We start from the raw sequence: 12,767 nt of genomic DNA on the forward strand, positions 1-12,767 counted from the left end.
TATACTACATACTCTTTCTTTCTGCTATTTCTGCCATCTTGGCATCATTCAATCTGGTATCTCCCTTGACTCTGGAGTAAGAAAGATATCCATTCATACGCTCGATCTTGGTCAGATTCTTGCTGCCGCAGACCGGACACACATCCATATCCAATTCCTCATGACCACAATCATCACAATAGGAAAGGGAAAGGTTGACGCCCTCGTAAAATCCCATTTCCATGGCACGGCGTACCAAGGTCTTGACTGCCTCTTTGTTGTAGCCGATCGGGTATTTTACATACTGGATCTTGCCACCATTGGAAAGTTCCCAGAAACGATATTCCAGATCCTGCTTCTGGATCGGTGTGATATCTTCTGTGACATGACAATGAAAACTGTTGCTGACATATTCACGGTCAGATACATTTTCAACGATACCGTATTTCTTGCGGAACTGCTTTACCTGTAAACCGCAAAGGTTTTCTGCCGGTGTACCGTAGATTGCATAAAGATTGCCGTCTTCTTTTTTAAACTCATTGATCTTGTCATTGATGTGCTCCAAGACCTCTACCGCAAACTGTCCGTCCTCTACCAGGGACTTGCCATTGTAGAGTTCCTGCAATTCGTTGAATGCAGTAATGCCAAAAGAAGCTGTAGCGGTCTTTAAGATTGGTTTGATCTTGTCATTGTATTTCAGATGTCCGCCATAAAATCCGCCTTCACAATATGCCAGTGGATTGGTGGATGCACGCATCTCACCAAGATAAGCATAGGTACGGATATGGAGTTTACGGATAAGTTCCAGATAGTAATCCAACACTTCGTAAAAGTCGCGGCTCTCCTGTCTTGCCTTTGCCAAGATCATTGGCAGATGCAGGCTGACGGCTCCGATATTAAATCTGCCGACAAAGACCGGACGATCCTGATCGTCTGCCGGATACATACCGCCTCTTTCATACCAAGGAGAAAGGAAGGCACGACAGCCCATCGGACTGATGATCTCTCCGTATTGCTTATACATGCTGGCGATATAGCCCTTACCGGTCAGGCTCAGCCAATCCGGATACATGGTCTTTCTGGAACATTCGATGCCTGCTTCAAAGACATCTTCCAATTCCTTGCCCGGTCCGTGTAAATTCTCATCATATAAAAATACGATCTTCGGGAAAAGTACCGGTTTCTTATGTCCCTTTTTGCCCTGTCCGTTCATGCGGACACGGAGCATGCAGATGGTCGCCATCTTGGCAAAACGAGTCGTTCCGGTTCCGGCGGTCACCGTGATAAACGGATAATCTCCACGGCTGCTGGCAACGGTATTGAACTTGTACTCCCAGCCCTGGAAGCCCTGTTCAAAGTCACGTTCTACATCTGCCATAGCGGTTGCTTCTGCCTTTTCTTGGGAAAGTCCCAGACCTGTATATTTTTCCACATACTTGGCAAAAGAAATCTCTGCGTATTTATCCAGGATCAGATCTGCGCTTGGCACCGTAAAGCCGCCATACTGCTGGCTGGCAGCACTCAGCACGATATCTCCGATCACGTCAAAGGCAACATCCAGGGATTTCGGCTCATTGTACCAGATATTTCCCATCTCAAAGCCGCCCTCCAAGACTGCTTTGACATCAAAAAGGCAGCAGTTCATGGTATCACGTCTGGCTGACATATCATGGATATAGATATAGCCGTCACGAATGGCCTGAATCTCCTCTGTCGTCAGGAAGAACTTCTTGTATAATTCACGGTTGAACTCGTTAAAGATCAGGCTTCGCTTGGTAGATACCAAAGCAGAGTCCGTATTGGCATTTTCCTTGTCACCGATATACATAATGGACTGGCTCTTGGTATAGACATCGTCTAACATCTGCACAAAGTCCTGCTTGTAATTACGGTAATCCCTATAACTCTTGGCTACCACCGGATTGACTCTTTCCAGTGCGCCCTCTACGATGTTATGCATCTGGGCAATCTCGATGCGGTCGATACCGAGAGCAAATACTTTTTCTTCTACAAACTGGCAAATAAACTTTTCTTCTTCTTCTGTAAAATTGATCAATACCCTGCATGCAGATTTGTTGACTGCATCCACGACTTTTTGTACGTTAAAATCCTCTAATGTTCCGTCTTTTTTTACTACTTTTATCAACGATTACGCTCCCTTTCTTATCTATATGTCGATATAGCACATCCTGCAATATACTATATCTTGTGCTCCGTTTCTACATTCTAGCATCATAGGAAATGGCAGTCAATAGATTTTTAAGCAATCTCTGATTTTTTGTCACGTTCCATGAGACTGCGCACGGCAAGGCGGGGATCTACGTCATGAAACAAGACCTCATTGACCTGTTCTATGATGGGCAGACTGACCTGGTATTTTTTTCCCAGCGCCAGTGCCGCCTTGGCTGAATAAACACCTTCTACAACCATATGCACCTGATCCATGGCATCCTTTGGACGCAAGCCCTGACCGATCAGCATACCTGCCTTACGGTTTCTGCTGTGACGGCTGGAACAGGTCACGATCAGATCCCCTGTGCCTGCAAGACCACTCAGGGTCTGCGGAAGTCCTCCCATGGCAAGTGCCAAGGAAGATATTTCCTTGATGCCGCGTGTGATCAGTGCCGCCTTGGTATTGTCCCCATAGCCCAGACCATCCGACATACCGGCAGCCAGCGCGATGACATTCTTTAAAGAGGCACCGATCTCAATCCCGGTCACATCCGTGCTGGTATAGACACGGAAATTTTCATTCATAAAGGCATTCTGTAAAAATTCTGCCACGGCTATATCGCGTGAGCCGGCAACCACAACGGTCGGCAGACCTTTTACGACTTCTTCTGCATGAGACGGACCGCTTAGAACGCCCACCTTAGCATCCTTCCCCAAGACATCTTCTAAAATACCGCATTGGGTCAAAAGGCTATCTTCCTCGATTCCCTTGGAAACACTGCAAAGGATCTGGTTCTTTTCCACATAAGGCTTGATCTTTTCTGCGGTCTCTCTGGTTGCCGTAGAAGGAACCGCTAAGACCAGAAGATCCTTGCCCAAAAGACAGGAAGAAAGATCCCAGGTCAGGCTCATTTCCTTTGGAAGCATGACTCCCGGCAGTTTGTCACACTCCCCGCTTGCCTGCATCTTTTCGATCTGTTCCCTTCTATGTCCCCACAGACTCACCTGACATCCGTTATTCTGTAATAAAATTGCCAGCGCACATCCCCAACTTCCTGCGCCGATGACACCAACTTTCATTTTCCGCTCCTTTACTTCCATGCAAAAGAACCCTGCCAAAAGCAGGATTCCTTGACTGATTTGCTAGTCTCGTTTTGATTTAAAAGAAAACTTGTTTTCATTACCTGCCAAAAGCCGCTTGATATTGCCCCGATGCAATACAATGGCAAGGATACAGGCAAAAGATACTAAGATCTGGGCTTCTAAAAGATCCGACGTGGCAAATGCCAGCCAGCCCTTTGCCCCAAAGATCCAGATCTGTACCATGAGTCCCAGCGCCGCCAGAATAGATCCCAGAGACACATAGCGTGTGATCGCCACTGCCAGAACAAAGATCAGAACACAAAGTGGCAGACACTGCGGAAAGAGGGCTAGGATCATACCAAAACTACAGGCAATGCCCTTGCCCCCCTTAAACTTCATAAAGAAAGGGAAATCATGCCCCAGTATGGCACCCAGTGCCCCGTATAATTCCAACAAGACAATATGCTCCGGGTATGATGTGCGAAAAAGAAGCCAGACGACTACCACTGCCGCCACACATTTTAAGCAGTCACACACCAGTGTCAGCGCACCTACCTTGATGCCTAAAATACGCATGGTGTTGGTCGTACCAATATTGCCGCTTCCCTGTTTGCGGATATCCACATCTTTTTTCTTGCCAAAAAGATAGCCCGATAAGATCAATCCAAAGGCATAACCGATCGCAAGTGCGACGAGCCTCATCAATTCCATAATTAGTCGTCCTTTCTCTCCCGGATGATAAACTTAAGGGAAGTCCCCTCAAATCCAAAGGCATCACGGATACGGTTCTCCAAATATCTGGTGTAGGAGAAATGCATCAATTCCTTGTCATTGACAAAGATAACAAATGTCGGCGGCTTGACTGCCACCTGGGTCACATAGTAGATCTTGAGACGCTTGCCCTTATCGGATGGCGGTTGCTGCATAGCAACAGCCTCGGTCACGATCTCATTTAAGACACCTGTCGCAACACGCATAGAATTATTCTCAATCACGGCATCGATGGTCTCATAGATCTTTGGCAGACGCTGTCCCGTCAAAACGGAAATAAACATGATCTGCGCATATGGCATAAAGGATAAGGTCTGTCTGATCTTTTCCTTATGCTTGTAAATGGTCTTGTCATCCTTTTCGATGGCATCCCACTTGTTGACTGCAATGATAATGCCCTTGCCGCGCTCATGTGCGATCCCGGCGATCTTGGCATCCTGCTCTGTCACGCCCTCGGTCGCATCGATCATCACGATCACGACATCTGCCTTTTCTACGGCAGCAACGGCACGAATGATACTAAATCGCTCCAATTCTTCCTTGATCTTGCTCTTGCGGCGCAATCCTGCCGTGTCGATAAAGATATATTCCTTGCCATGGAACTTGACCTTGGTATCGACCGCATCTCTGGTAGTTCCAGCCACATTGGAAACGATCACACGGTTCTCGCCCACCAGACGGTTGACAAGGGATGATTTTCCTACGTTTGGTTTGCCAACGATCGCGATCTTAGGAATATCCTGATCCTCATCTGCGCCAGCATCTTCCGGGAAATGTGCGATCACCTGGTCTAGCATATCCCCAAGCCCTAACATAGAGGAAGATGAGATTGGAATCGGATCCCCGATACCCAGATTATAAAATTCATAGACATCCGCCATGTATTTTTCAAAACTGTCAACCTTGTTGACTACCAAAACGACCGGTTTTTTGGAACGGCGCAGCATATCCGCTACTTTTGCATCCGCATCTACCAGTCCCTGTCTGACATCTGTCATAAAGATGATGACATCTGCCGTATCAATGGCGATCTGCGCCTGCTCACGCATCTGGCTGATGATAATATCTTTTGATTCCGGCTCAATACCACCGGTATCGATCATGGTAAATTCATGCTTCAACCATGTAACATCTGCATAGATACGGTCTCGGGTCACTCCCGGCGTATCTTTTACAATCGAAATCCTCTCTCCTGCCAAGGCATTGAACAAAGTAGACTTTCCTACATTTGGTCGTCCTACAATGGCAACTACAGGCTTACTCATATTTTCCTCCATCTATTTATAATGTAATTAATTGTTTCACGAGATCTTGTCCGCTTGATTTTACAATATCCACCTTTACTTGTAAAGCGTCACTTAACTGGGCGACCGTCACATCATCCAAGAAATCCTGTTCCTCGGCACGCACCATATTCTGCGGTAAGAGCAGGTGGCTTCCCAGCGGCTGTTCCTTGAGTTGTGCCATCAGATCCTGTCCTGTGATCAGACCAGAAACCGTGATCTTTTCGCCAAAGAAATCGTTGCGGATCTCATAGACATACACGGTGACTTTGGGAAATTTCTCCATGAATTCCTGACACAGCATGCGGATAAAAGGGGCTGCCAGCCTTCCGGTCGCGATCGCACATTCTTTTTTCCGCATAAAAGGATGCTTTTTCTCTTTGGCTAAGGCTTCCCGGAATTCGTCCATCAAAAGCCGGATCATGCCGACACCGTTTTCCAACTGGGTATAGCCGTCATAGCGTTCTTCCGTCGGCAGGTCATAACCGGCGATCAGATACCATTCATCAGATGCCTGCACAAAATGTGTGCCGTACTTTTCAAAACTGATGTCCTGCCATTTGTGGATGGTAGCAAGCACTTCGCGCGCTTCTTCTCTTTCAAAAGGTTCCAGCGGGTACAGCCCCTCTCGAAACTTGGTCAATCCTACCGGCACTACAGACATGCTCTGCATCTGCGGGTAAAAAGATAAAAGATCTCCGATGGAACGATCCAGTTCTGCCCCATCATTTTCTCCCTTGCACAAAACGATCTGGGCATTCATCTCAATATCGGCATCCGCTAACATCTTGATCTTGTCTAAGATGTCACCGGCAAAACGATTGTGGAGCATCTTGCAGCGCAGTTCGGGATTGGTCGCCTGCACAGAGATATTGATGGGGGCCAGATGATAGTGGATGATACGTTTGAGATCTTCCTCCTTCATGTTGGTCAGGGTCACATAGTTGCCCTGTAAAAAAGAAAGTCTGGTATCGTCATCCTTAAAATATAAGGTTTCCCGCATGCCCGGCGGCATCTGGTCAATGAAACAGAACATGCATTTATTGTGGCAGGACCGATAATCGTCCATCAGTCCATTTTCAAAGGTGATACCAAGATCTTCGCCCTCTGATTTTGTGATATGCACAAGATGTCTTGTCTGATCCGGCTTTTCGATCAGCATATCAAATGCCGGTTCATCCTCGTAGTAATAATAATCAAAGATATCGATCAGTTCGACACCATTGATCTCTTTTATGATATCCATCGGTTCCACTCCTGCAAGTGCCGCGGGACTCCCGGGTCTTACAAAAGCAATCTGATGTGATGTGCTCATAAATCTATCCTCATCTTTCTCGTCACTCGGTAAGCATCAAAAATGCTCCCAGATTTCCTCGTTTCCCCTTGCTGGCTCTGTGCGAAAATAAAATACTGCTGTTGCAGCAGGTACAAAGCCCTGCAAGGTCTATATGCTCTTTCAATACACCTGCCTCTGTCAATACGATCTCATTGGCTTTCCACAGATCCAACTGGTATTTGCCGAGCGCGCCTGCCTGTAAGATCTCCTTTTCATGAGTCGGAAATGCAAATATAAATGCCTCTGCCACATCCCGGCTCACCTCATAGCAGTCCTGGCAGATGGATGGACCGATGGCACAGAGCAGGTCTTTCGGCTGACTTCCAAAGGATCTTTCCATGGCTTCTACCGTCGCCTGTCCCATACGTCCTACCGTCCCTCTCCAGCCGGAATGGGACAGACCGATCGCCTTATGCACCGGATCCACAAAATAAAGCGGGACACAGTCTGCATAGAAAGTGGCAAGCAAAACACCCGGCTGGTCTGTGATCATGCCGTCCACATCTTTATAATCGCGTGGGCGCGTGATCCCCTTGCCAAGATCTTCCTTTCCCACAGGTCTCACATTGGTCGTGTGGGTCTGGTCGCTCGTCACGATATGATCTATGGACGTCCCCAGTGCCTGAGCCACCCTTCGGTAGTTTTCCAAAACTGCCGTCTCGTCATCCCCTCTGGTAAAACTTAGGTTCAGGCTTTCATAGATATCCTTGCTGACACCGCCCTCTCTGGTCGTAAACATATGCCGGATATAAGGCAGTGCCTCATAACTTGAAAAGGAAAGATAAGGCAGAACATATCCTTCCTCTGATCTGTAGTTTCTTTTTTCTATCATAAGCCGATATAAGGAAAGGCATTGGTAAGAAGTGTGATCTCGTCCTTTAAAATGGCAACGACATCAAAGCGGATCTGTAGATCTGCCCACTGTCTGTGCGTCAAAAGGAAATGATCCGCCACCCGACAGATGACCGTCTGCTTTCGCCAGCCGACCGCCTCCAAAGGATCTCCGGCGGCAGCATCCTTGCGGTACTTTACCTCCACAAAACAAAGGTAGGCCCCGTCCCTCGCCACGATATCGATCTCACCCTTGCGGTTGCGATAATTCATAACAAGGATCTCATAGCCCTGACGCCTTAAATAGTCTGCCGCTTCTTTTTCATACCTGCTCCCCACACTTCTTTTATTTGCTTTCGTTCCTATTTCCTCCCGTCCAGTTTTGCTTTCACCTTTTCCATGCCGTCCACAAAGACCAGTATCTCCGCAACGACCTCATATAATTCCGGTGGAATGGCTTCTCCAATGTCAAATTTGGATAAGGTATCTGCCAGTTTTCCATCCTGATAAAAAGGCACATCATTTTCCTTGGCGGAGGTAATGATCTTTTCCGCCACATGTCCCTTGCCCGTCGCCACGATCTTTGGTGCAATATCATTTGGATCATAGGATAGGGCGACTGCTGTCTTTTCTTTTGAAAAATCCTGGGGTTTCCACTCTTTATTTTCCATACTTATGCCCTCACATCAAAGGAATACCGATGCACCTCGCCGCTGCTTTTCTGGTCTGCCTTTAAAAAATCTTCCACAAAATCGATCTTTTTGGCATCCTGTTCCAATTTCATGCTACAGGTGTAACCCTTTTTTTCTAAGCGATCCGTCAAAAGATGCATATTCTCCTCCAAAAGCGTCAGACTGTCTGCATCCTCTAAGTACCAGTTGGCAGATACATTTTTTTGGAGCATCTTGACCGAAATATCCACACCGCCCAGATTGTCCATATCAAAATGTAAAAAAGCCGTCAGTTCATCGTCTGCCCCCTTGTCGCGCCCCCCGTTGCGATAAACAAAAAGTTCGCTGTTGACATTCTGTCCGCGCAGGCGTATCGGCACCTGCACATAGGAATACATCTGGCTTAACTGGTTCATGAATTCTATATTTTGTGACAGGGAATTGGCTGTCCCCTGTATGGTCTCTTTGGCACTTGGAAATTTGTCTGCCAGTTGTTCCAGATCATGGATCTGCTGCGACATTTTCTCATACAGGTGGCTGATACTGTGTTCTTTTGGCAAATCCTGCGGCGCAACCGTCCACTCTTTTGTCACCAGATCAGAAAATAACTTCTGATACCCCTTGGAACGCAAAAGATCTTGCACACTCTCCTTGGAAAGCCTGCCAGCATTTTGTCCTAAAAAAACAGAGACTTCCTGCAAAAAAGCATCCACCTTGGTCTGTGGTAGAAGCTGCCCCTCTGCCGTAAAAAAATTGGCGTGTTCCTTGATAAAAGACGGCATCTGTCCCAAGACATTTTGCAGGTCTGCAAATGTCCCCTGATCCAGACTATTGCCAAGTGTTCCGGCTTCATAGGCATCCATATCCTCCAGTGTCTGCGAGAAGATCCCCGCCCTCTGGGATAAGTATTCCAGATCCACAGACTCCTGCCCTTCTGCTGGTAGCATTTCCTCTGCATAGACCGCTTCGCCTGTGGCAAACGCCTCCTGCATGGAAAGATCTCCGAAAAATGCCACCAGCCGGTTGTTCTGCCCGACCATCGTCTGGGTATCTACCGCATCATCTAAAAAAGACTCTCCCAATACCGCCACCAGATCCTGCACCTGACTTAGGACTTGACGCCTGTCCGCCTTATAATTTTCAAACTGCTCGACACTGTTGGCATCGATGGGAAGTTGTAATTTCTGCATCTGCACAATGGTCTCCGGCTGACTGCCCGGGACACTGCCGATCTGTCTTGCCATATTTTGCAGGCTTTTGGAATCGATCGACATGCCTTCTTTCATCATGGCATTTACCATGTTTAAGTTACGCTCGCTCACTGCCAGACTTGCGGCATCCAGTGCCTGCATCAGTGTCGGATTGCCCTGACCTGCTCCCATGGCGATCGGCTTGATCCGGATCTGTTCTCCGTCATTGGATTTCACCTGAAAAAAAACAGACTGTCCCTTAGAAAGAGACAAGCCCGCGTCCAATCTGGCTGTAATATTCTGTCCACTGCTCAGCCCTAATATTACCTGAGTACCGCGTATGCTATTTACGGTTCCCTCAAAGATATTGCCTGTCTTTAATTGTTTTACCGTCTCGACTAATTGCTCTATCCCCTTTGTCTTGGTGGAGACCTCACTGCCGGAAGATAAATTGTTTTGATACTGTGTCAGCAAATCAGAAACCTGCACTTCTCTTCCCCCTTAGAAAAGTTACTCACATTCCACAAAATGACCGATAAAGGACTTTCTGTGGATAGGACTTGGTCCGTACTTCTGTAACGCTTCGATATGTTCTTTCGTGCCATAGCCCTTGTTCTGTGCAAAGCCATACTCCGGCATGATGGCATCGTATTCTTTCATCAGTCGGTCTCTGGTCACTTTTGCAATGATACTTGCCGCCCCGATGGAAATGCTCTTGGCATCCCCCTTGATGATCGGCACCTGTTTGACGGATACCTCCGGTATGGTCACAGCATCATTTAACAAAAGATCCGGCGCAACCGCAAGTTCTGCGATTGCCTGACGCATGGCAATATAAGTCGCCTGTAAAATATTGACCTCATCGATCTTTTCCGGCGAAGCAAAACCAAGACCTACTGCAACTGCTTTTTCCATGATCTCATCATAGAGCGCCTCACGTCTTGCCTCCGATAATTTCTTGGAATCATTGATATAAAGGATCTCACAATCCCTTGGTAAAATGACTGCCGCCGCACACACCGGCCCGGCAAGCGGTCCTCTGCCCACCTCATCAATGCCACAGATCATAGGGTATGCATCTTCATAGCGGTGCTCATAAGTCCGCAAGACCTCCAAACGCTGCCTTTCCTGTTCCAACCGGTCCAGTCTTTTTTTCGCCTGCCCGATGATCTTGGCAACACCCGGTCTACCGTCTCTTATGTATTCTTCAATAAAATCCGGCAATTCCAGATCGTCTTTTTCCTTGTATTCCTGCTGGATATCTTTGATCTTTTTTTCCATATCCACGACTTCTCCTAAATGCTACTGGTGTTTGATGACCATGATCTTGTTGAATGGATAGATACGCACCCATGCCTTACCGATGATGTCCTGACGCTTGATCGCTCCTACCGAGGCAAAACGGCTGTCGGTACTGTTGTTGCGATTGTCACCCATAACAAAGTATTCATCATCGCCCAGTGTGATGGGTTCCGATGCCAGTCCCGGATTCTGGATGGTCTCCAGTCCGTAATTTTCTTTCAAAAGAGTGCCGTTGATATAGATCTCTCCGGCATCATTGATGTAGACCGTCTCGCCCGGAAGACCGATGATACGCTTGATATAATAGGTGTTTTCTTCATATTGATAAGGGAAGATGATGATATCAAAACGCTCAGGATCATGTAAGCGGTAAGAGATCTTATCCACGATCAGATTGTCCCCATCGGAAAGTGTCGGTTCCATGGAAGAACCACTCACGCGGGATCGCTGTCCCACAAAGGTTATGATCAAAAAACAGATTCCAAAAACAATAACGATATATAAAAGCAAACTTAAGATCTCATGTGCCGGTGATGTCTGCTCTGCCTGATCCGGTTTTTTTGTACTTTTTTGTTCTTGTGTCATTTTATACTTCCGTCTCTTCCTTTTTTATTTTCTCCGGAAATTCCAGAGAAATCTTGCCGATCGTTCCGCTGCGGAAATCATCGATCACCAGAAGGGCTGCCTTGCTGTAATCCAACTGGTTTCCCTTAGAGCGGCAATTCCGATTTTCAGCGATCTGCTCTAAGAAAGTAAGAACTTCTTTTGTCTCATCGATCTGATAACGCCCTGCCAGAGCCCCCGGATACTTGTCCTTTAAGATCTTGCAGAGTTCTAAGGCGAGTTCTTCTGTCTGCAAAAGTTCATCTTTGATCGAGCCGATGCATGCTAAATGCAGTCCGACCGTCTGATCTTCAAACTTTGGCCATAAGATGCCCGGTGTATCGAGCAACTCGACATTTTTATTGAGGCGTATCCACTGCTTGCCCTTGGTAACGCCCGGCTTATTGCCGGTCTTGGCGCAGGCTTTTCCAGCATAAGAATTGATAAAGGTCGACTTTCCTACATTTGGAATACCTACGACCATAGCACGCACCGGTCGGTTCTTGATCCCTCTCGCCCGGTCTCGTTCGATCTTTTTGGCACAGGCATCCATGACGACCTGTGTCACTTCCTTCATGCCCTTGCGATTGCGGGAATCCAGGGTTACGACAAAATATCCCTTATCCTGAAAATATGTTTTCCAGCCTGCTGTCACCTTAGGGTCTGCCAGATCTGCCTTATTCAGCAAGATCAGTCTTGCCTTCTGCTTGCCCAGTTCGTCTATATCCGGATTGCGGCTGCTCAGGGGAATCCTTGCATCCACCAGTTCGATCACCAGATCGATCAGTTTTATGTCCTCCTGCATCTGTCTTTTTGCCTTGGTCATATGACCCGGGTACCATTGAAATTCCATATCTACTCCTAGTTTACCGGTCCGAATCCCTTGAGGGATAAACAGAACCATACCTTTCCTATCATTTCCTTGCGCGTCACATTGCCAATGGATTCGTAGCGGCTATCCTCACTGTTGTTGACATTGTCACCCAGTACAAAGTACTCATCATCCCCTAAGGTGATCTCCGTCTCAGCCCGTCCGGCATCCTTAATAGACAATCCGGTCTGTTTGAGGTTTGTGGCTGTTCCGTTGACATAAAGTCTACCACTTTTGATCTGCACCGTATCCCCCGGCACCGCCACGATACGCTTGACATTATCGTTGGCACTGGTATTGCCCTTTGGTGTAAAAGCCACGACATCCCCTTTTTTCGGTGACCGGATGTGATATGCCACACGATCGACCAGCACACTGCCATTTTCCACAACTGCCGGTGCCATGGATTCTCCCGAGCAGGAGATTCTTTTGCCATAGCCTAAGGTAACAAGAAAGGCTAAGGCGATAACAGCTAAGATCTCTGCGATCCAAATACTGACATAGCGGACTTTTTCACCCTGTATCTTGCGACGTCGGCGGCGGAAATTCAGCCCACTTCTACCAGTGCCTATTTTTTTCCCTACCTGCCTCGCCATGCGTATAATCTGTCTTTTATTCATAATTCATCCTATTATCATATCTCATTTATCGGATATATAACAATCCTATATTACT

Annotated in this window: 13 protein-coding genes; all 13 read right to left on the reverse strand. The window is 47.2% G+C overall.

Translation table 11 applies throughout. The features are described from left to right. Window positions 1-4 precede the first annotated feature (4 nt). The 13 genes from nrdD to lepB (DW183_RS07220) all read right to left on the reverse strand — a co-directional run bounded on the left by nrdD (window position 5) and on the right by lepB (DW183_RS07220) (window position 12,712). The gene (gene nrdD, locus DW183_RS07160) at window positions 5-2,125 is read right to left on the reverse strand and encodes an anaerobic ribonucleoside-triphosphate reductase (protein WP_118281291.1); all 2,121 of its coding nucleotides are present in this window, start codon (window positions 2,123-2,125) and stop codon (window positions 5-7) included. Window positions 2,126-2,238: 113 nt separating this feature from the next. Continuing rightward, window positions 2,239-3,231, reverse strand: a complete 993-nt coding sequence (locus tag DW183_RS07165; protein WP_118281292.1) for an NAD(P)H-dependent glycerol-3-phosphate dehydrogenase — start codon at window positions 3,229-3,231, stop codon at window positions 2,239-2,241. A gap of 63 nt (window positions 3,232-3,294) precedes the next feature. Beyond that, on the reverse strand, window positions 3,295-3,945 hold the full coding sequence (plsY, locus tag DW183_RS07170) for a glycerol-3-phosphate 1-O-acyltransferase PlsY (protein ID WP_118281293.1): 651 nt from the start codon (window positions 3,943-3,945) through the stop codon (window positions 3,295-3,297). 2 nt (window positions 3,946-3,947) lie between these two features. After that, window positions 3,948-5,270, reverse strand: coding sequence for a ribosome biogenesis GTPase Der (gene der, locus DW183_RS07175; RefSeq protein ID WP_118281294.1), 1,323 nt, complete (start codon window positions 5,268-5,270; stop codon window positions 3,948-3,950). Between the two features lie 16 nt (window positions 5,271-5,286). Then, on the reverse strand, window positions 5,287-6,603 hold the full coding sequence (locus DW183_RS07180) for a DUF512 domain-containing protein (RefSeq protein WP_118281295.1): 1,317 nt from the start codon (window positions 6,601-6,603) through the stop codon (window positions 5,287-5,289). 22 nt (window positions 6,604-6,625) lie between these two features. Beyond that, a complete protein-coding gene (pgeF, locus tag DW183_RS07185; protein ID WP_118281296.1) occupies window positions 6,626-7,456 on the reverse strand; it encodes a peptidoglycan editing factor PgeF in 831 nt (276 codons plus the stop codon). Then, entirely contained in the window at window positions 7,453-7,821 is a 369-nt protein-coding gene (locus DW183_RS07190; protein WP_256386595.1) for a YraN family protein, read from the reverse strand. The genes pgeF and DW183_RS07190 overlap by 4 nt, the downstream gene beginning before the upstream one ends. Beyond that, on the reverse strand, window positions 7,818-8,126 hold the full coding sequence (locus DW183_RS07195) for an EscU/YscU/HrcU family type III secretion system export apparatus switch protein (RefSeq protein WP_118281298.1): 309 nt from the start codon (window positions 8,124-8,126) through the stop codon (window positions 7,818-7,820). The genes DW183_RS07190 and DW183_RS07195 overlap by 4 nt, the downstream gene beginning before the upstream one ends. Window positions 8,127-8,128: 2 nt before the next feature. Beyond that, window positions 8,129-9,805 carry a flagellar hook-length control protein FliK gene (locus DW183_RS07200; protein WP_118281299.1) on the reverse strand — a complete coding sequence of 559 codons (1,677 nt, stop codon included), beginning with the start codon at window positions 9,803-9,805 and terminating at the stop codon, window positions 8,129-8,131. Window positions 9,806-9,826: 21 nt separating this feature from the next. Further along, a complete protein-coding gene (locus DW183_RS07205) occupies window positions 9,827-10,597 on the reverse strand; it encodes a ribonuclease HII (protein ID WP_118281300.1) in 771 nt (256 codons plus the stop codon). Window positions 10,598-10,618: 21 nt separating this feature from the next. Then, window positions 10,619-11,203: a signal peptidase I gene (gene lepB / locus DW183_RS07210; RefSeq protein WP_118281301.1), complete on the reverse strand. Its 585-nt coding sequence runs from the start codon at window positions 11,201-11,203 to the stop codon at window positions 10,619-10,621. A 1-nt stretch (window position 11,204) separates the two neighbouring features. Beyond that, on the reverse strand, window positions 11,205-12,074 hold the full coding sequence (gene ylqF / locus DW183_RS07215) for a ribosome biogenesis GTPase YlqF (RefSeq protein WP_118281302.1): 870 nt from the start codon (window positions 12,072-12,074) through the stop codon (window positions 11,205-11,207). An 8-nt stretch (window positions 12,075-12,082) separates the two neighbouring features. Beyond that, entirely contained in the window at window positions 12,083-12,712 is a 630-nt protein-coding gene (lepB, locus tag DW183_RS07220) for a signal peptidase I (RefSeq protein ID WP_118281303.1), read from the reverse strand. Between the last annotated feature and the right edge of the window lie 55 nt (window positions 12,713-12,767).

Origin of the sequence: Roseburia sp. AM16-25 (assembly GCF_003473825.1) — a bacterium.
In the GTDB taxonomy this organism is placed as follows: Bacteria; Bacillota; Clostridia; order Lachnospirales; family Lachnospiraceae; genus Pararoseburia; species Pararoseburia lenta.